The sequence below is a fragment of the Roseovarius sp. JB2-10 genome (assembly GCF_055693585.1).
On record NZ_CM146337.1, the window covers coordinates 2,497,203 to 2,516,806 of the forward strand.

At 58.7% G+C, this 19,604-nt stretch carries 19 protein-coding genes; 8 read left to right on the forward strand and 11 right to left on the reverse strand.

From position 1 onward, the window contains the following. Nucleotides 1-100: 100 nt before the first annotated feature. The 3 genes from ACZ1HJ_RS12520 to ACZ1HJ_RS12530 all read left to right on the forward strand — a co-directional run bounded on the left by ACZ1HJ_RS12520 (nt 101) and on the right by ACZ1HJ_RS12530 (nt 4,542). Entirely contained in the window at nt 101-1,915 is a 1,815-nt protein-coding gene (locus tag ACZ1HJ_RS12520) for an ABC transporter ATP-binding protein (RefSeq protein ID WP_472718997.1), read from the forward strand. After that, on the forward strand, nt 1,912-3,258 hold the full coding sequence (locus ACZ1HJ_RS12525) for an NAD(P)/FAD-dependent oxidoreductase (protein WP_472718998.1): 1,347 nt from the start codon (nt 1,912-1,914) through the stop codon (nt 3,256-3,258). Before ACZ1HJ_RS12520 ends, ACZ1HJ_RS12525 begins: the two co-directional genes overlap by 4 nt. Nucleotides 3,259-3,381: 123 nt before the next feature. Further along, nucleotides 3,382-4,542 (forward strand): M20 aminoacylase family protein, encoded by a 1,161-nt coding sequence (locus tag ACZ1HJ_RS12530; RefSeq protein ID WP_472718999.1) that lies wholly within the window; start codon nt 3,382-3,384, stop codon nt 4,540-4,542. 17 nt (nt 4,543-4,559) lie between these two features. Here the strand turns inward: ACZ1HJ_RS12530 and ACZ1HJ_RS12535 are convergent, their stop codons facing one another. The 6 genes from ACZ1HJ_RS12535 to ACZ1HJ_RS12560 all read right to left on the reverse strand — a co-directional run bounded on the left by ACZ1HJ_RS12535 (nt 4,560) and on the right by ACZ1HJ_RS12560 (nt 8,388). After that, nucleotides 4,560-4,955 (reverse strand): hypothetical protein, encoded by a 396-nt coding sequence (locus ACZ1HJ_RS12535; RefSeq protein ID WP_472719000.1) that lies wholly within the window; start codon nt 4,953-4,955, stop codon nt 4,560-4,562. Further along, nucleotides 4,945-5,346, reverse strand: coding sequence for an SAM-dependent methyltransferase (locus ACZ1HJ_RS12540; protein ID WP_472719001.1), 402 nt, complete (start codon nt 5,344-5,346; stop codon nt 4,945-4,947). Before ACZ1HJ_RS12540 ends, ACZ1HJ_RS12535 begins: the two co-directional genes overlap by 11 nt. A gap of 153 nt (nt 5,347-5,499) precedes the next feature. Continuing rightward, nucleotides 5,500-5,967 (reverse strand): Hsp20 family protein, encoded by a 468-nt coding sequence (locus tag ACZ1HJ_RS12545; protein WP_472719002.1) that lies wholly within the window; start codon nt 5,965-5,967, stop codon nt 5,500-5,502. 158 nt (nt 5,968-6,125) lie between these two features. Continuing rightward, on the reverse strand, nt 6,126-6,944 hold the full coding sequence (locus ACZ1HJ_RS12550; protein ID WP_472719003.1) for a trypsin-like serine peptidase: 819 nt from the start codon (nt 6,942-6,944) through the stop codon (nt 6,126-6,128). Further along, the gene (locus ACZ1HJ_RS12555) at nt 6,941-7,747 is read right to left on the reverse strand and encodes a trypsin-like serine peptidase (protein ID WP_472719004.1); all 807 of its coding nucleotides are present in this window, start codon (nt 7,745-7,747) and stop codon (nt 6,941-6,943) included. Before ACZ1HJ_RS12555 ends, ACZ1HJ_RS12550 begins: the two co-directional genes overlap by 4 nt. Before the next feature lie 158 nt (nt 7,748-7,905). After that, on the reverse strand, nt 7,906-8,388 hold the full coding sequence (locus ACZ1HJ_RS12560) for a hypothetical protein (RefSeq protein ID WP_472719005.1): 483 nt from the start codon (nt 8,386-8,388) through the stop codon (nt 7,906-7,908). An 84-nt stretch (nt 8,389-8,472) separates the two neighbouring features. On the opposite strand from ACZ1HJ_RS12560, the gene moaA reads away from it, so the two are divergent. The 3 genes from moaA to ACZ1HJ_RS12575 are packed head-to-tail and all read left to right on the forward strand — an operon-like array spanning nt 8,473 to nt 11,797. Then, nucleotides 8,473-9,480 carry a GTP 3',8-cyclase MoaA gene (moaA, locus tag ACZ1HJ_RS12565; protein ID WP_472719006.1) on the forward strand — a complete coding sequence of 336 codons (1,008 nt, stop codon included), beginning with the start codon at nt 8,473-8,475 and terminating at the stop codon, nt 9,478-9,480. Then, on the forward strand, nt 9,480-10,757 hold the full coding sequence (locus ACZ1HJ_RS12570; protein ID WP_472719007.1) for a 3-deoxy-D-manno-octulosonic acid transferase: 1,278 nt from the start codon (nt 9,480-9,482) through the stop codon (nt 10,755-10,757). Before moaA ends, ACZ1HJ_RS12570 begins: the two co-directional genes overlap by 1 nt. Then, the gene (locus tag ACZ1HJ_RS12575) at nt 10,754-11,797 is read left to right on the forward strand and encodes a glycosyltransferase family 4 protein (RefSeq protein ID WP_472719008.1); all 1,044 of its coding nucleotides are present in this window, start codon (nt 10,754-10,756) and stop codon (nt 11,795-11,797) included. Before ACZ1HJ_RS12570 ends, ACZ1HJ_RS12575 begins: the two co-directional genes overlap by 4 nt. Before the next feature lie 66 nt (nt 11,798-11,863). Here ACZ1HJ_RS12575 and ACZ1HJ_RS12580 read toward each other — a convergent pair whose 3' ends face one another. From ACZ1HJ_RS12580 to glmU, 5 genes are all read right to left on the reverse strand, one after another. After that, nucleotides 11,864-12,586 (reverse strand): THxN family PEP-CTERM protein, encoded by a 723-nt coding sequence (locus tag ACZ1HJ_RS12580; RefSeq protein ID WP_472719009.1) that lies wholly within the window; start codon nt 12,584-12,586, stop codon nt 11,864-11,866. Nucleotides 12,587-12,995: 409 nt separating this feature from the next. Continuing rightward, entirely contained in the window at nt 12,996-13,679 is a 684-nt protein-coding gene (locus ACZ1HJ_RS12585; RefSeq protein WP_472719010.1) for a DNA alkylation repair protein, read from the reverse strand. Further along, nucleotides 13,676-14,221 carry a pyridoxamine 5'-phosphate oxidase family protein gene (locus ACZ1HJ_RS12590; protein WP_472719011.1) on the reverse strand — a complete coding sequence of 182 codons (546 nt, stop codon included), beginning with the start codon at nt 14,219-14,221 and terminating at the stop codon, nt 13,676-13,678. The genes ACZ1HJ_RS12585 and ACZ1HJ_RS12590 overlap by 4 nt, the downstream gene beginning before the upstream one ends. Before the next feature lie 3 nt (nt 14,222-14,224). Continuing rightward, a complete protein-coding gene (gene glmS / locus ACZ1HJ_RS12595; RefSeq protein WP_472719012.1) occupies nt 14,225-16,048 on the reverse strand; it encodes a glutamine--fructose-6-phosphate transaminase (isomerizing) in 1,824 nt (607 codons plus the stop codon). After that, on the reverse strand, nt 16,048-17,403 hold the full coding sequence (gene glmU / locus ACZ1HJ_RS12600) for a bifunctional UDP-N-acetylglucosamine diphosphorylase/glucosamine-1-phosphate N-acetyltransferase GlmU (RefSeq protein ID WP_472719013.1): 1,356 nt from the start codon (nt 17,401-17,403) through the stop codon (nt 16,048-16,050). Before glmU ends, glmS begins: the two co-directional genes overlap by 1 nt. Nucleotides 17,404-17,550: 147 nt before the next feature. Here glmU and ACZ1HJ_RS12605 point away from each other — a divergent pair, with 147 nt between their 5' ends. Next, nucleotides 17,551-18,216 (forward strand): HAD-IA family hydrolase, encoded by a 666-nt coding sequence (locus ACZ1HJ_RS12605; protein ID WP_472719014.1) that lies wholly within the window; start codon nt 17,551-17,553, stop codon nt 18,214-18,216. A 129-nt stretch (nt 18,217-18,345) separates the two neighbouring features. Continuing rightward, nucleotides 18,346-19,539 carry a DegT/DnrJ/EryC1/StrS family aminotransferase gene (locus ACZ1HJ_RS12610; RefSeq protein ID WP_472719015.1) on the forward strand — a complete coding sequence of 398 codons (1,194 nt, stop codon included), beginning with the start codon at nt 18,346-18,348 and terminating at the stop codon, nt 19,537-19,539. The last annotated feature ends 65 nt before the right edge of the window (nt 19,540-19,604 follow it).

Consider the following 19,604-nt stretch of genomic DNA (forward strand, 5'->3'; position numbering starts at 1 on the left):
TACTACCCTCTGGTTAAGGTTGTGTTAGGAGTTTGACCCTGTGTGCGTCCGTCTGTAGCGTGATGACAGTTTAGAGAAGAAAAAAGGGCGCTGTTTCAGCATGACCGCCGACCCTATCGCCCGGATCGAAAATCTGCGCGTCGAATTTGCAACGCGTGATGGCCCGGTGGTGGGCGTCGAGGACGTGTCTTTCGACGTTTATCCCGGTGAAACACTGTGCATTGTTGGGGAAAGCGGCTCGGGTAAATCGGTCTCCTCGCTGTCGTTGATGCGGCTGGTGGAATTTGGCGGTGGCCACATCAGCGGCGGACGTCTGATTTTTGACCGTAAGGCATCCGGACAGCTTGATATCGCCCGGTCCGATCAAGACATCATGCGGCATGTGCGCGGCAATGAAATCGGTATGATCTTTCAGGAGCCGATGACGGCGCTGAACCCGGTTTTCACCATTGAACGTCAATTGACCGAAGGGTTGCGCCTGCACCGGAAAACGTCACGCGCGACAGCGCGGGCGCGTGCCATCGAGCTCTTGCAGGAGGTGCGCATCCCCGAGCCGGAACGCCGCCTGCGACAATATCCCCATGAGCTCTCGGGCGGTATGCGCCAGCGGGTGGTGATTGCCATGGCGCTGGCCTGTCGCCCGCGGTTGTTGATTGCCGATGAACCCACGACCGCACTGGATGTGACCATTCAGGCGGAAATTTTGGCACTGATCGACCGGCTCAAGCGCGAAACCGGGACGGCGGTAGTGTTCATCACCCATGATATGGCTGTGGTGGCGCAATTGGCGGACCGTGTTGTGGTCATGTATCGCGGACGCAAGGTGGAAGAAGGGCCGGTGGCACAGATATTCGACGCCCCACAGCATGCCTATACCCGTGCCTTGCTAGCTGCGGTTCCGCGTTTGGGCGAAATGCGGGGCAAAGCTGCGCCGGAACCGATGCGATTGGTAGGCGAGGAAAGCACACCAAAACCCATCCCCGGCAGCGATGATGTGTTGCTGGAGGTCGAAGGCCTGACCACACGTTTTGCCGTGGCCGGTGGGTTCATGCGCCGCACGGTGGCCAATGTGCACGCGGTCGAGGATGTCTCGTTTCAGGTGAACCGGGGGCGGACGCTGGCGCTGGTGGGCGAATCCGGTTGTGGCAAGTCCAGTGTCGGTCGCTCTCTTTTGCGGCTGATTGAGCCAATGGCCGGGCGCGTGACGCTGGACGGTGTGGATGTGACCAGTCTGCAAGGGGCTGCGCTACGGCGCGCCCGGGCCGATATGCAGATGGTCTTTCAGGATCCGTTTGCGAGCCTCAATCCGCAGATGAAGTTGGTGGATCAAGTTGCTGAACCTATGCGCAATTTCGGGATTTCCCATGCCGAAAGGAATTCCCGCGTTTCGCAGCTTTTTGATCGGGTCGGCCTGCCGCAAAGCTACCTCAGACGCTATCCGCATGAGTTGTCTGGCGGGCAAAGACAACGGGTCGCCATTGCCCGCGCCTTGGCGCTCAAACCCAAATTGATCGTGGCGGATGAAGCCGTCAGCGCGCTGGATGTCAGCGTGCAGGCGCAGGTGTTGAACCTGATGATGGAACTGCAAGCGGAACTTGGGATTTCCTATCTTTTCATCAGCCATGACATGGCCGTGGTGGAGCGTGTCAGCCACGATGTGGCGGTGATGTATCTGGGCCGGATTGTCGAAAAAGGGCCGAGATCTGCCATTTTTGAAAACCCGCAGCACCCCTATACCAAGGCCCTGATCAAGGCCGTACCAATTGCCGATCCCAGCCAGAGAAAGCTGGAAAAAGACATGAATTTCAAAGCAATACCATCGCCAATTCATGCGGTTGGACACGTGCCCGGCCCGTCCGAATACGCCAAGGTCGCACCCGGTCACTTTGTCCTCAGCAGCGAGAGCGGATATTGACCGGCTTTCCGATCACCAAGGATGATCCGATCGCGCATGACGCGCCGCTGCCTGAGCGCGTGGATGTTGCCATTGTGGGTGGCGGCATCATTGGTGTAATGACGGCCTATTTCCTCGCCCTCAAGGGGCAGAAGGTGGTGGTTCTTGAAAAGGGCAGGATCGCTGCGGAACAATCCTCGCGCAATTGGGGATGGGTGCGTCAAACCGGAAGGGACGCGGCGGAATTGCCGATCATGGTTGAGGCCAATCGCCTCTGGCCTGAGCTTCAACGCAAAACCAACGAAGATCTAGGGCTGGTGCAGAGTGGACTGACCTATCTGGGCAGCACACAAAAGGATATGAGCGGGTTTGAGGCGTTTCTGACGCTGGCCAAGGAAAACGGCGTCGACAGCCGCATCCTCTCTGGCAGCAAGGTTGCTGATATGCTTACGGGCGCCTCGCGCAGCTATCTGGGTGCGCTGCACACACAATCGGATTACCGGGCCGAACCCTGGGTCGCGGTGCCCCGTCTGGCCAAGGCGGCCGTGCGCGCCGGAGCCGTTTTGATCGAGGGATGCGCGGTTCGGGGGCTGGATCAAACAGGCGGCGCGATATCCGGTGTCATCACAGAACGCGGCCCTATTGCCGCAGATCAGGTGCTGGTGGCGGGCGGTGCGTGGTCATCGCTTTTCCTGCGGCGCCACGGGGTCAAGATCCCGCAGATATCCGTGAAATCCACCGTCGTTGCCACCGGACCAGTGGCGTCTATCCACGAAGGTGGTGCCGCAGATCACAAACTGGCCTTTCGCCGCCGGGTTGACGGGGGCTATACGCTGGCGCCCGAAGGGTTTCACGAACTCTATATCGGCCCTGATGGCATGCGTGGATTGCCCAAATACCTGCGCCCACTGATGAATGATCCGTTCAGCCGCAAATATTATCCGGCATCTCCAAAGGGCTTCCCCGATGCATGGGGCACACCGCGCAATTGGGCGATGGATGCACCGTCGCCCTTTGAGGCAACACGCGTCCTGAACCCGATCCCGGATCGGCGTCGCACGGCGCGTCTGCTTCAGGACTTCCAATCCCTTTTCCCGCAGGTGGGACAGGTCGACATGCGCGCCAGTTGGGCCGGAATGATCGATGTTTTGCCCGATGTCGTGCCGATTGTGGATCACGTTCCTGATTTTCCAGGCCTATGGATTGGCACCGGCATGTGCGGGCATGGCTTTGGCATCGGCCCGGCCTTTGGTCGCATTCTGGCCGATATTATGACGGGTGCCGCGCCGGGGCATGATATGACACGGTTCCGCTTTTCGCGCTTCACCGATGGCAGCAAACTGGTGATGGGCCCCGGAATGTGAGCGGGCACGCGTCAAAAGCGCCATGTTCCGCCGAATGTGATCGGTTTTGCGGCACCAAGCCTTGCCCGTTCGCGTGCATTGCGGCAGGTTGATCACACCCAATCGCGACAACAGGAGGCCCCGATGCCGATCAAGAACCGTTTTGCGGAATTGCATGATCAGATCACCGAATGGCGCCGCGATATTCACCAACATCCCGAGCTGATGTACGACACCCACCGGACCTCTGCACTGGTTGAGGAAAAGCTGAAATCTTTTGGCTGTGATGAGGTGGTCACCGGCATCGGGCGCACCGGTGTTGTGGGTGTGATCAAGGGCAAGGCCTCGGGGTCGGGCCGGGTGATCGGCCTGCGCGCCGATATGGATGCCCTGCCAATTCACGAAGAAACCGGGTTGGACTATGCCTCCAAAACCGACGGGGCGATGCATGCCTGTGGTCACGACGGCCACACCGCCATGTTGCTGGGGGCCGCGCAATACCTGACCGAGACGCGCAATTTCGATGGCACCTGCGTGGTGATCTTTCAGCCCGCCGAAGAGGGCGGTGGCGGCGGCCGCGAGATGTGCGAAGACGGCTTGATGGCGCGATTTGGCATTCAGGAAGTTTATGGCATGCACAATTGGCCCGGCGTGCCGGAAGGCACGTTTGCGATCCGCCCGGGCCCGTTTTTTGCCGCAACGGATGTGTTCAAGATCAAAATCGAAGGGCGCGGCGGACACGCGGCCAAACCCAACGAAACCATCGATCCGATTGTGATGGCCAGCCATCTGGTTACCGCGCTGCAAACCATTGCCAGCCGCAACACCGATCCGACCGAACAGGTGGTGGTTTCGGTCACGTCAATCCAAAGCTCATCGGATGCATTCAATGTGATCCCGCAATCGGTGGACTTGCTGGGCACCGTGCGCACCCTGAGTGGCGAAATCCGTGATCTGGCGGAAACCCGGATGCAGGCGCTTTGCGACAGCATCAGTGCGGGATTTGGGGGGCACGTTGATCTGACATATGACCGGAACTACCCGGTGATGGTGAACCACCCGGAACAAACCGATTTTGCCGCCGAAGTGGCCCGATCCGTCAGTGGCGATTGCCCGGAGGCGCCTTTGATCATGGGCGGTGAAGACTTTGCCTACATGCTCGAAGAACGGCCCGGCGCCTATATCCTGATGGGCAATGGCGACACGGCCAAGGTCCACAGTCCGGACTATAATTTCAACGACGAAGCGATCCCGACAGGGTGCAGCTGGTGGGCGGAAATCATCGAACAGCGGATGCCGGCCTGAGGGCCAAGCCAGCGCCTTTATGATCCGGGTTTGCGCCCGCGCAGATGATGCGGGCAATGCTCGCCGGTTTTCAGAACCTTGATCATCGCATTCCAGATATCGACGTTTTCACGGATGAGCTTTGCACCGAAGCGATCTTCGAATTCGGCCCGGCGCGGCCCTTCAAGCACGGCCCGTTCCTCTGTCGCGACACCAAGGTACCACAGGTTTCGGTTGACCGTCTGCACATCCTCGAAACCTGCCTGTTCCAGCGCCCGGTGATAGCGTTCCGGCGATGCCATCGCAAAATCGAGCCCTTCGAGCGCGATGTAGCGCGCCATGTCATCCGACGGGGGGCCGTCATGGGAAATCAGCCAATCAGAGGCGGCGAAAGACCCACCGGGGCGCAACACGCGAAAAATCTCATGTGCCAATGCTTCCTTGTCGGTGATGTGGATGATCGAGATCCTTGGAAAAGACGACGTCGAATTCATTATCGCCAAAGGGCAGCGGCCCGGGTTCGACCTTGATGATCCGGGTGGTGTCACTCAGGCCAGCCTCTGCCACGCGCATCCGTGCAATGTCGCAAACCGTTTCTTCCACGTCGATGCCCACAACGTCTCCGGCGCCGTGCGTCTGTTTGAGGTCGAGGACGATGGCGCCGGTGCCGCAGCCGATATCGAGCACGCGCTTGCCTGTCAGGTCCAGCCCTTCAAGGACGCGCGCTACCTCTTCGGGGCCCCCGGGCGACATGTAGCCTTCGCCCCACATCTCCTCGAGGAAGGCCGCGAAATTCTCGTCGTAATGTTCGTCTGGTCCGGACATGATGCGCCAGCCTGCCGCGTCTTGCGCGCAACATCAAGGGCGGGCATGTCGGCGCTTGGTCCGAACGTAAACCTTTTGGTGCAACAGGCGTCAAACACCAAAAAAGGCCCCGGCGTTGACCGGGGCCTTCTGTATCACGTTCGAAATAGCGGGTTAGTTGACGGCTTTTGCGTCGACCACGTCTTTTTCGATGGCCGAATGCGTGGCAATTTCGATCCGGCGGGGCTTGAGGGCCTCGGGTACTTCGCGCACCAGATCAATATGCAGCATGCCATCCGCATGGGCGGCACCGTTCACGCGCACGTGGTCTGCAAGCTGGAACTTGCGCTCAAACGCGCGGGTTGCAATGCCACGGTGCAGGTAGGTTTTGCTTTCGTCATCGTCCGTCTTGCGGGCCGAGACAACAAGCGATCCTTCCTTGACCTCTACCGAAAGATCTTCATCAGAAAACCCAGCCACGGCGATCGAGATACGATACGTGTCATCGGCGGTTTTTTCAATGTTATAAGGGGGGTATGTGGGATGGTTAATCTCACTCGACAGAACACGATCCATCATGTCCGCGATCTGATCGAAACCAACAGTTGCCCGATAAAGCGGGGCCAAATCAAAGTTACGCATGGGTTATCCTCCATTTGAGCGACAACAATATTTATGCCTTCCCTTTGGGACAGGCGGTGGAATGTGCGACCTGCATTGCAGCGTCGAACATGCCTTATGTGGGGGCTCAAAACCGGGTTTCAAGACCCGAAATTATGGGTGTTAAACCGCCTGATTTTTCAGGGTTTGGCGAATTTGGCACCGGATGCGCCGCCACCCTGGCCAACCTTGACACGGCGAATGCCGGTGCTGGCGGTCTCAGCCGCCGGGGCGGCCCGCAAATCGCGTTTCAAATCGGCAACCAGCGGGGGCAGATCCATGCCAAAGGCCACCGGGTCGCCTTTGCCTTCTTCCATATTGCCGCCGCTGACCAGCGACAGAATACGCGCGCGTGATCCGTCACGGACAAAAACCGGGGCACCGGAAGAGCCATAGGTGATGTTGCAATCAAATGCGATCATGCCGCGGCTACGGCCCAAGACGCCGCAATCACGCTGCCAGGACAGCGCCTCATCACGCCCTTTGCCATATGACACGACGCTGACACGCCGCCCGTCACTGGTCCCTTTGTAGAGAACAAACGGGTTGGCCACTGAGGTGGGAATGGGCTCGGCAAGCTCCAGCAAGGCCGCGTCATGGCGGATGTTATTGTCACCGTAGGGCAATTGCGGATCATATCCCGAATGTGCCACCAGCCGGGCAACAGGGCGATCGGCAATTGATGTGCCGTCTTGTAGTCCTGCGCGGAATGTCAGGTTGCCCGGCTCAATCGCCATTCTTCGCTGATCATACACGCAATGCGCCGCGGTCAGCACCAGATGAGGTGCAATCAGAACGCCTGTGCAATAACCGCTGCCGCCGATTTCAACGCGGCCCACGGCCTCCCACCCAAAAAGGTCATCGCGATCCGACAGGCGGATCAAACCGCTGCCCGCCGTCGCCTGCAGGGTCATGCAGCTCAGCAATAATGCGGTGAGGGAGAAGCGTTTGAACATCATGGTTTCGCAAACTTTGCGCCGGTGTTGCGGCGTTCCGTGCCGCTGAACATCTTGGGGGCGGCGTGTTGAAAGACGCCCTGACCTTCATCCAGCGCGGCCTTCAGGACCACCAGTGGCTCCTGTAACAGCGTGCCCAGAGACACCTTGTCGCCATCGACCTCTGCCATCGCGGACACCACGGAAACGATGCGTGGTTCGTCGCCCTCAAAGCTGAAGACCGGCGCGCCGGAGGAGCCAAAATTGACATCACAGGACATGATCAACACACCAAGCTGACGGGCCCGAACGTCACAGACTTCCTGAAGCGATGGTGCCTCGGAACGGCCTTTGGCATAGCTGACAACGCCGATGCGTTGGCCTTTGCGCGGGCGTTTGTCGGTTAAAAATGGGGTGATGCGGGTGTTTTTGATCGGGTGATGCAGCTCCAACAGCGCCACGTCATTGCGCACACGCAGTTCGCTTGATGCATCGCCATAGTCAAATTCGGGGTGCACCACAGCGCGTTTAACCCAACGATAGGCCGACGCGCGGCCATTGCGCCATCCGGCCAGAAATTCGATTTTAGTGTGATTGATCCGGTCCCCGGTGTGACGATCAAAAAGGCAATGTGCTGCTGTCAACACAAGATCTGGCGCAATCAGGGCGCCGGTGCAAAATCCGCGCCCTCCGATATCGAGGCGCCCGACAGCTTCCCATGCGCGGCCTGCGTCGCCGGTGTCGAGACGTTCCAAAGTGCTGTCTTCGGCGGTGGCCATTCCTGCGGAGGCTACGAAGGCAAACACAAACAACAAGATACGCAACATGAGGTCTCCGACATGGGACTGATTTGCCGGGCAACCTAGGGGGGTTTAGGGCGAAAATAGGGCAGTTTCGAAAGAACTCAGCGAATTTCTGGAGGTTAGAATACTGTGATTTTTGGCATAAAAAATTATGGAATACCAAATAATTTCAGAGAGTTGATTTAGTTCGACACGCGCTCCACCCGAACTTCCGGTAGTCCGGTGAAAGGCGCTTCAATCAGGCGCATCGCCGACAGCGAGAGCCGACTGCCTGCGGTTTTGGGTCCATCAATCGGGATCAGGTCAACCTTTACCGATTTGCCGTTTTCCGGATAGGTCACACGGCCCTTTGCGGGCGTATCCACCAGGGGCGTCTTGAGCCAGAAACCAGGCTCGCTTGGTGAGCCGAGCGATGCAATCGTAACCCCAAGATCCACGCTGGCACCGCCTATTTTGGCGGTCGCCGCGGCTTTTTGCTCGGTGGTTGTGGTGTCGAAATCATCCACGGTCCGCGCAGCGGGCGGAACAGATGCCACAGTCTGACCCGGGTTTTCCGCGGGTGTCGGTTCTTCAACCGGGGCAGGGCGCGATTTGCCGGGCCATTGCAATTGTGCGCACCCGGCGACCAGAAAAAGTACTGAAAACGTTACCAAAGCCTGTTTCATAAAGTTAATTTAACCACGTGCCCCGGATGCTTCAATGGCAAGTTCTGGCTTGCCCCCGGTCGCGTGCGCGCCTAGGTTCATCCCATGGTAACACCGTTGATTGATCCCTTTCAGCGCGCAATTTCCTACCTGCGCGTCTCGGTCACTGATCGCTGCGATTTTCGCTGCGTCTATTGCATGTCTGAGAACATGACGTTCCTGCCCAAAAAGGAATTGCTGACGCTCGAAGAACTGGATCGCATGTGCACCACCTTCATTCGTTTGGGCGTTGAAAAGCTGCGCATTACAGGTGGTGAGCCTTTGGTACGCAAGGGGATCATGACGTTTTTCGGGTCGATGACACGACATCTGGAAAGCGGCGCGCTGAAGGAGCTGACCCTGACCACGAACGGCAGTCAGCTGGAGCGTTTTGCCGATGATCTCTACGCCGCAGGCGTGCGCCGTGTGAACATCTCGCTCGACACGATGGATGAGACGAAATTTGCCGATATCACCCGATGGGGGCGTCTGCCCCAGGTGATGCGCGGTATCGATGCCGCGCAAAAGGCCGGGCTCAGGGTCAAGATCAACACCGTGGCGCTGAAGGGTTTTAACGAAGATGAACTTTTCCAGCTGATCGAATGGTGCAAGACGCGCGACATGGACATCACCTTTATCGAGGTGATGCCGATGGGTGATATCGGCAACGAAGATCGCCTTGATCAATACTGGAAGCTGTCAGACCTGCGCGCCCGCCTGGCGGAAGAGTTTACCTTGCGCGAACTTGCCGAGCGCACCGGTGGACCCGCGCGGTATGTCGAGCTGGAAGAAACCGGCCAGAGGGTCGGGTTTATCACGCCGCTCACACATAATTTCTGCGAAAGTTGCAATCGCGTGCGCCTGACCTGTACCGGGGAGCTGTTCATGTGCCTGGGGCAGGAAGACATGGCGGATCTGCGTCCCGCGCTGCGCAACAATCCGGGCGATGACGCGCTGTTGGAAGATGCTATTCGCGCCGCCATTGCGCTCAAGCCTAAGGGTCATGATTTTGATTATTCCCGCCAGGTTGTGGATGGCAAAATGTCCCGCCACATGAGCCATACCGGCGGCTGATGACCCCCTTACCGGTCCGTCTCTACTCCCTCGTGGCAAACCTTGTCGCGCCACTGGCCTACCGCCGTGTCGCCGCTAAACTCAAGGCGCATGGTACGGATCCCGCGCGGTTCCGCGAACGCATGGGACATACCACCGCGCAGCGCCCTGACGGTCCGCTGATCTGGTTTCATGCCGCGTCGGTGGGTGAAAGCCTGTCGGTGCTACGGTTAATCGAACATATGGGCGATGCGCAGGAAGACTGGCAGTTTTTGCTGACATCCGGCACCGCGACTTCGGCTGAAATTGTGGCCAAGCGGCTGCCGCCGCGCTGCCAGCATCAATTTGCACCGCTCGACGCCAAACGTGCCATGCGCCGGTTTTTGACCCGATGGCGGCCGTCAGCCGTGATCTTTGTCGAGAGCGAGCTTTGGCCGCAGATGCTGCAGATGACCAAGGATGCAGGCATTCCGCTGGCCTTGCTCAACGCGCGCATCTCCGACCGGTCTGCGCGCAACTGGAAACGCTTTCCGGCCACATCGCGCCACCTGATGGGACATTTCAACATCATTCACACGCAGGATGCGCGCACCACGGATCATTTGCATGATCTCGGGCTCACGCATGCCTATACCGGGCAAAACCTCAAATCCGTGGCGGGACCTTTGCCCTTTGACGCCGCTGAGCAGCAGAAGTTGCAGACAGTCATTGGCACGCGCGCCGTTTGGGTGGCCAGTTCGACCCATCCGGGCGAGGATGAGGTGGTGATCAAGGCGCATGCTGATGTCTTGCGTCATCATCCCAAGGCGTTGATGATCCTTGTGCCGCGCCATCCGGAACGGGCCGCTGAAATTGAGAAACTTGTTTCGGATGCGGGTTTGACCCTGGCGCGACGGTCTGAGGGTGGTGAAATCACCCCGGACACACAAGTTTATCTGGCCGACACTCTGGGCGAAACCGGTCTTTGGTATGCGCATTGCCCCGTCACGTGCCTCTGCGGTTCGTTCAGCGCTGTTGGTGGTCACAACCCTTACGAGCCTGCCTATGCTGGATCCGCAGTTTTGCATGGCCCGCTTTATGCGAATTTTGCCCAAACCTACGCGGATTTTGATGCCACGGGCGGCGCACGGCAGGTGGCCGGTGCAGAAGAATTGGCGCAGGCTGTGCATGACCTCCTGTCACAGCCCGACACCTTGCGCGACATGCAGTCAAAATCCCGCGCTTTCGCGGTGGCGCAGGACGATATGCTTGAAGAGATCACCGCAACACTGACCGACGCATTGGGGCTTGCGTCATGACCGAACTGATTGTCACCAATTTCAACCGTAATTTCACCGGCGTCTCGGCCACGGCGGCGGGCGTTGTGTGCCAACAGATGACGCGCTACGACATGGCGCTGGCGGGCGTTGCGCTGCCGGGGTGCCCGGATCCGGTCACGACAGCACAAGCCCGCGCGCTAACGCGGACCACACCACCGGAGCGCCCCTTTGCGCTCTGGCACGTGCGGCGCAACACCGAAATGCGCGCCGCGATCTGGGCGCGGGATGTGATGCGCCTGCCGATCAAAATCGTCTTCACCTCAGCGGCAATCCGACGGCATTCCGCCTTTCCGCGGTGGCTGATTTCGCGCATGGATGCGGTGATTGCCACCACCGAGGCGGCAGCAGGATTTGTGCCGCATGTGCGCGCGGTTGTTCCTCATGGCGTTGATACCGAACGGTTTACCCCCGCGCCGGACCAATCCATGGCTTGGGCTGCGACCGGTTATCCTGGCACGCGGGGCATCGCCACCATTGGCCGCATCCGCCCGGAAAAAGGCAGTGACCGCTTTGTGGATGCGATGCTGCGGTTCCTGCCGGATCATCCCGATGTAACGGCTTTGCTGGTGGGGCGCGCGGGTCGGTCGGATCAGGCTTTTCTTGACGGTCTCAAACGCAAGGCCGCAGAGGCGGGCCTGAGCGAACGTATCCTGTTTCCGGGGGAAGTCGCACCGGATGACCTGCCCGGATTGATGCGTGGTCTGTCGGCTGTTGTGCAATTGCCCCGCTATGAAGGCTACGGCATGACCCCGCTCGAGGGTATGGCCAGCGGTGTGCCGTTTGTGGCTACGGATCAGGGCTATTACCGGAGTTTTTCCGGCCAGGGGAAAACCGGTACCATTGTGCCGGAGGATGACCCGGATGCCGTGACGCACGCCTTGGGCAAGATGTTGTCAGACCCGGAGCATTACGCCGCCATGGCGCGGATGGCGCGAGACACGGCCCAGACCCATTTCAGCATTCGATCCGAAGCCGATGGTATTGACGCGGTCTATCAAGAGCTTTGGAGCGCAGGCTGAACCACCGCATGAAAAACCCCCGGGCGATGGCATCGTCCGGGGGCGTTGTTTTGAAGCTGCGGCCGCTTAGCTGTGCTTACGGCGACGTTTGATCGCGCCAAGCGCACCCAAACCACCCAGCAACATCCAACCAGCGGCAGGAAGCGGCACCTGACCACCTGTTCCACCGGGTTCGATTTCAAAGCTGGCAATCAGCTTGGCTTTGTTCGACTTGTTTTCCTTGGTGAGGAAACTGGTGAACGGCCCACTGCCATCGTCAAAGCCCAAAATCGTCAAGGTGAATTCGTCACCATTGGCCAGTGTCAGCACCTGCGACAGGTCCTGTTGGTTTACAAGCGTCACAAGGTCAGGACACGGGTTGGATCCGCCCGCACCACAAGGGTTTGCATTGTTGGGCGTCTCAAAGTGGGTGAACGAGAAGATAGGTGAAAGGTTGAAAATCTCGCCATCAACCGTGCCCGAGATATCAACCTTGAGGTCCGCTGATGTCAACGAATCCCCTGACTGAACGGGGAAGTTGTTGTGTACGAACTTACCCAGGCTGAAGGGCGACGATACGTCGTTTTGAGGTGTTGGTACCGCATTGAATTCGTAGCTGCTTGACCCGTTGCTGGTTGCAGGGACGCCCCACGAAATCACGTTAGTGCCTTCTCCCGTCACAGGATCACCCGCAGTCACTGTGTTCTGCCAGGTGCCGACCACATTTGTGAGATTGACTGTCGCAGCTGATCCTGCTGTGGCGGCCAGTGAAATAAGGGCCGCTATTGCCGTCGATTTAATAAAATACATCTTTACTACCTTTCTGGTAGCCCGCCAAAAATCCGTTTTGAAACCATGCTGGAGCAACGTGCGGACAACCGGTTTGAAATAAATATTCTAAAATAAGCGCCAGCATTCAAAACAGACGCGGGCAAATGATCACTCAAAACTGATTTTTTTGAAAGGGTGCTAGTGTTCAATACTCGCCCCATGATTGTGTTTTGATGGGTTGGTACCGAATTACGCTACGTAAGGATGAGATTTTGCTGAGCGTCCTCAGGCCATTTTGGCGTGCAAAGCGATGAAAACACGAGATCTGACCGCCATTTTGCGCAAATTCCGAACAATCAGCCACGTGATTCGCTGTTGTTTCCGAATGCGAAACACGTGCCGACCGAAGGGTTGGCACTCGTTTGCGCAGCCAAAACGCATCTGACGATTACGCTTTCGGCAGGTGCTTTTCCGCCTCGCGCCGGGCGAACGGCTTCATATGACGGCCATTGGCGACCATAAAGGCGCGCACGCGGTCCGGGTCATGTTTGCTCAGATCGCGTAACCACCATGCGACAGATTTCTGAATGAACCAGTTTTCGTCCTGAACATACGCCGCCGCCCATCCCAATACGCGCTCTCGGATGGCTGCGTCAGCGGGTTTGGGATGGTTCTGTTTGGTCCAGGGCAGGGTGATCACCATTGCCGCGCGCCGCGTCCAATGGCTGTCTGATTTGGTCCACGCCTCAACCGTATCGACGCGGGATGGATCCGCGCTCAGGCGTTTTTGCCCGGCCATACAGGCGTGATCAGCAATGGCCCAGCTGTCAAAATCTGGCACCCATGCGGTGATCAGCGCCCAGGCGCTTTCATCGGGTCGAATTCGGGCTTGGGTCAGGAGCTTGGCCGCGGCCAGCCGGGCTTCGAACACATTGGTCTTCCAGAGCCCATCGGCCAATGCCACACGCGCCTCGACATCCAGAGCGCCGCGCCATTCCTTGGTGATGTCATTAATCGCCGGGTTCGGGATGCCCAAATACGTGCGCGGCACCTTGTGATAGGCCGCCATCCCGTCAGCGCGGCCTGGTTCTGCCAAGCCACGCAATGCGTCAAGCGCTTGTTCTGGTGTCATTTTTCAACGATTCCTGTGGGCGCACCGTCTAGCGTTTTTGTGTTGCTCTTGGCCCAATAGGCTTCGATGCCGTCTTCGCCCTTGTTGGCCGCCCAGTCTTCGAGCGTGTCGCGCTCACCGGCATGTTCAAAGAAGGGCACCGCATAGCCGCAGGATTTCTGCACCATGTCGATTTTCATATCATATAGCTGCCGCATCCCCAGTTGATCGGGGAAAAGCGCCGCCAGTGCCGCCCAGTCATCGTCGCGCGGATGAATGGCGCGGGCGGTGCCATAGGCGCGCAGGATCATCGGTTGTTTGCTGAACGAGCACCACATCAGCGTCATCCGGTTGTTCTGCGCCAGATGGCCTGCGGTTTCATTGCCGCTGCCAGTGAAATTGCGCCAAAGGATGCGGTTCGGGTCCAGAACCCGCAGGCTGTCCATGCCCTTGGGCGAGATATTGACCTTGCCCTCGGGTCCGGCTGAGCCGCTGAAAAACAGATGCTGCTTGCCGATGAATTTGATCAGCGGATCGCTCAGACTGTCATATTGTGTGCCCATGGGTCACTCCACCGTTACGGATTTGGCAAGGTTGCGGGGCTGATCCACATCCGTCCCCTTGGCGACGGCGGTGTGATAGGCCAGCAATTGCGCCGGCAGCGCGTAAAGAATAGGCGTCAGGACCGGGTCAACATGCGGCATGATCAGATTTTGCCAAACCTCTTCGCCCGCTTCCTTGGCACCGGCGGCGTCTGACACCAACATCACCTTGCCGCCCCGCGCCATCACCTCTTGCATGTTCGAAACGGTCTTGTCGAAGAGGGTGTCGCGCGGCGCCATCACGACCACCGGCATTTTCTTGTCGATCAGGGCAATAGGGCCGTGTTTGAGCTCGCCAGACGCATAAGCTTCGGCGTGTATATAGCTGATTTCCTTGAGCTTAAGTGCGCCTTCCAGCGCCAGCGGATACATCAGGCCGCGCCCCAGAAAGAGGACGCTGCTGGCTTCGGCCAAGCGGCGCGCTGATTTTTTGAAATCCGCATTGTTCTCAAACGCGTGGTTAAACGTCCCCGGCAAGGCGCGCAGGGCCGACAGCTTGTCGGCGTAGTCTTCGCGGCTGATGGCGCCGCGATCATGCGCGGCCTTGAGCGCCAGCAACAGCAAAACGGTCAATTGGCAGGTAAAGGCCTTCGTCGATGCCACGCCGATTTCAGCACCCGCATGGATCGGTAATGCCAGATCACTTTCCCGCGCAATCGAGCTTTCCGCGACATTCACCACCGACACGATCTTGTCGGCTTTGCCTTCGCAATACCGCAAGGCAGCCAGCGTATCGGCGGTTTCCCCAGACTGGCTGACAAAGAGCGCTGCGGTACGCTCACCGATCGGGGGTTCGCGGTACCGGAATTCCGAGGCGATATCGACTTCGACGGACATCTGGGCCAGCTGTTCGAACCAGTATTTAGCGGTCAGGCAGGCGTAATAGGCGGTGCCGCAGGCGACCATGACCATCCGGTCGATTTTTGTGAAATCAAGGCCGGCATCGGGCAACGTGATGTCGTTGCCATCCTTGTTCAGATAGAAGTTCAGGGCATTTGAGATCACCGTGGGCTGTTCAGAAATTTCCTTTGCCATGAAATGCTTATGGCCACCTTTATCAACGCGGGCGGCGTCAATTTGGACCTTTTTGATCTTGCGATTGGCCAGCGCACCGCGTGCGTCGGTGACCGTCAAACTGTCGCGCGTGATCACCGCCATATCGCCCTCTTCGAGGTAGGTGATCCTGTCGGTCAGAGGGGCCAGTGCGATGGCGTCTGACCCCACGAACATTTCACCGTCTCCGTGACCGACGGCCAAGGGGCTGCCCTTGCGGGCGGCAACAAGCAAATCATCCTCGCCATCAAACAGGAAACACAGCGCATAGGCGCCATCAAGCTTGGCAATCGTGTCACGTGCCGCCTCAACGGGGGAGTGACCCTGGCTCAAGAAATGCTGCACCATCAGGGCGACTGTTTCGGTATCGGTATCGGTCTCAAAACCGATGCCATAGCCAGCCAGTTCGTCGCGCAGTTCGCGGTAGTTTTCGATGATCCCATTGTGCACGACCGCCACGCCATTGGCGCTGTGCGGGTGCGCGTTGGCCACATTGGGCGCGCCATGGGTGGCCCACCGCGTGTGACCAATTCCGGACTTGCCAGCCAACGGTTCATGCACAAGCAGATCGTTCAGATTGACCAGCTTGCCCACCGCGCGGCGGCGGTCCAGACGATCCTTGTTGATGGTGGCGATCCCGGCGCTGTCATAGCCCCGGTACTCCAGCCGTTTGAGCGCTTCGACCAGCAACGGCGCGGCCTCATGATGACCCAGAACCCCTACAATACCACACATTATGCTGCCCCTTTGTCGCGTTTTTGTTTCTTATTCTTAAGCATTTCGAAGAGCTTACGGGCAAAACCCGGTTTGTTTTCCTGCACCGCGCGGGCGACCGCCAATGCGCCCTCCGGCACGTCCTTGTTGATCACCGATCCGCTGGCCGTCATGGCATCGTCGCCCACATTCACCGGCGCGATCAGCATGGTGTTGGAGCCGATAAAGGCGTTTTTGCCCACCTCCGTGTGATGCTTCATCACACCATCATAATTGCAGGTGATCGTGCCCGCGCCGACATTCGTGGCCTCGCCCAGATGCGCATCACCGATATAGCTGAGGTGATTGACCTTGGCGCCCTCGTCGATGATCGCGTTCTTGATTTCCACGAAATTGCCGACACGGGTCTGTTCCGCCAACTCTGTTCCAGGACGCAGCCGCGCATATGGCCCCACAGTGGCCCCGCGGGAGACGTGACAGCCTTCCAGATGCGAAAACGCCCGGATATGCGCGCCGGATTCGATGGTGACACCGGGGCCAAAAACCACATTCTGCTCAATCACCGCGTCTCGGCCCACCACGGTGTCATAGGCAAAGTGTACGGTTTCGGGGGCAGGCATCGTGATGCCGTCTTCCAGCGATGCAGCACGTGCGCGGGTTTGAAACGCGGCTTCGGCCTGCGCCAGTTCACCACGGGAATTGATGCCCATCGTTTCAGCTTCGTCGCAGGCAACCGCCGTGGCGCTGAGCCCTTTTTTGCGTGCGATTTCAACGATATCCGTCAGGTAATATTCGCCCGATGCGTTGTCGTTGCCCACCGCGTCGATCAACGCGAATAGCTCGGAGGTCTTTGCTGCGACGACGCCGGAATTGCAGAATGTGATCGCGCGTGTGGCTTCATCGGCGTCCTTGAATTCGGTAATGCGTTCCAGCGTTCCACCTTGCATGACCAGACGGCCATATCGGCCCGGATCGGCGGCGTGGAAGCCCAGCACCACCACATCATGGGTCTTGCGCGCCTCGGCCATGCGCAACAGCGTGTCCTGGCTTATAAACGGCGTATCGCCATAGAGCACGATGGCATCACCGGCGTGATCTGCCAGGGCGGGGGCGGCCTGCGCCACCGCATGGGCGGTGCCCAACTGCTCGGTCTGGCGCGCGATCTGCAGCGTGTCATCATAGTCATGCGCCGCCGCGGCCACGGCGTCACCATCATGGCCCACCACGACAACGGCCGCATCAGGCTCCAACACCTGACCTGCGCGTACCGCATGAACCAGCATCGGCGCGCACGCGATATGGTGCAGGACCTTGGCCCTGTCGGATTTCATGCGAGTGCCTTTTCCTGCGGCCAGGATGATCAGCGCGGTGCCCATGCGGTTTCTCTTTGTAATTACGTCGCGCCCGTTTTATCCGGAAAGCGGCCCCGCGCAAGGTGGGGCGAGATCAAACAAGATTGCGGGATGTGACAGGTGTGTGCAGAAATTCGCCTACCGCGTTGAATTAAAGGGGAAATAGGCGATATGCGGACAGTGGTTTTTGACCTGGATGGCACACTTGCGGACACAAGTGGTGACTTAATTGCCGCAGCCAACGCCTGTTTTCGCGATATGGGTGCGGGTGACCAGCTGTCCGCAACCACCGATGCAGGCACCGCGTTGCGCGGCGGACGGGCGATGTTGCGTCTGGGTCTGGAGCGGTTGGGACAGGGTGTGGATGAGGCCCGGATTGATCAGTATTACCCCGTCCTGCTGGATGCATATGAAAGCGCGATCGATACGCACACTGTGCTCTACCCCGGCGCGATGGAAGCGGTGGAGGCTTTGAGCCGTGATGGGTATGCCGTTGCGATCTGCACAAACAAACCTGAATACCTCGCCCGTCTGTTGATGGGAAATCTGGGCGTTCTTGATGCATTTGGTGCGTTGATCGGCGCGGATACGCTGCCGGTGCGCAAACCTGATCCGGAAGCGCTTTTGGAAACGGTGCGTCGGGCAGGCGGCGATCCGGGACAGTGTTTGTTGGTTGGCGACACGGAAACAGACCGTGAGACATCCAAACGGGCAGGGGTGCCCTCTGTCTTGGTCACTTTTGGCCCCAATGGTGATGATGTGACGGCGTTGAAGCCGGAAGCGACGATCAATGCGTATGGCGAGTTGCAGGGCGTGGTGCGTGATCTGATCGGGTGAACGGAATACACCCTGTGCCGCGGCGATAGTGTTCAGAAAACATGCAAAGACGTTGCTGATTTCTTGATCAAACCGTGTTCGGTGGCGTTTGCCATTGACCTGAGCGCGGCGGGGTTTCAAAACCATCCTATGACAGAGATTTTCAATGGCAGTTTCACCCAGCAAGAACCCATCCCCGAGGATGGGATCAAGGCCGCTTTGGAGGTGATGCAATCCGGGCGGTTGCACCGGTACAATCTGGCGCCCGACGAAGTGGGTGAAACGGGTCTGCTGGAACAGGAATTTGCCCAATATGTCGGCGCGAAATATGCACTTGCCGTGGCCTCGGGCGGTTATGCCATGGCAACTGCCTTGCGCGCCGTCGGGGTCAAGCCGGGTGACAAGGTCCTGACCAACGCCTTTACCCTGGCCCCGGTGCCGGGGTCGATTGCGAGCGTGGGGGCAGTTCCGGTTTTTGTCGGTGTCAGCGAAAACCTGACTATTGATCTGGAGGATCTGGCCACCAAGGCAGATCAGGCGTCGGTATTGATGCTGTCACACATGCGTGGACATCTGGCAGATATGGACCGGCTTATGCAGATCTGTAACGACGCCGGGATCACCGTGATCGAAGATTGCGCCCATACGATGGGAGCGGCGTGGAAAGGCCGCGCCTCCGGCCGCGAAGGGCTGATCGGCTGCTATTCGACCCAGACCTACAAACACATGAATTCCGGCGAAGGCGGCTTCTTTGTGACCGATAATGATGAGGTGATGGCCCGCGCCATTATCCTCTCGGGCTCCTACATGCTTTATGGGCGCAATGGCACGGTGCCGCCCGCGGAGGTGTTCGAACGCGTCAAATACGAAACCCCCAACGTTTCGGGCCGGATGGACCACCTGCGCGCGGCGATTTTGCGACCACAGCTGCGCCGTCTGGATGCACAATGTGCGGCGTGGAACGAACGGTATGATCTGGTCGAAGAGGGTTTGCGCGGCACACCCGGTCTGACGGTGATTGATCGACCGGAAGCGGAAACCTATGTCGGCTCATCGATCCAGTTTCTGCTTCTGGATTGGAGCAATGAGGCCGTGGATGATGTGATCCGGCGCTGCCTGAAGCGCGGGGTCGAATTGAAATGGTTCGGCGGTGCTGAGCCTACCGGATTTACCAGCCGCTATGACAGTTGGCGCTATGCCCCGTCCGAGCGGATGCCCAAATCCGACCGTATCCTGCGAGGAATCATCGACATGCGGCTGCCCCTGACCTTCAGCCTCGATGATTGCGCTTTGATCGCACGGATCATCCGGGCCGAAGTGGGGGCCGTGTACCAAGCGACCTGATCACAGGCTTTTCAGGCACGGGATTGACCCGACTCACTTCTACGCGTAATAAATGAACAAGTGTT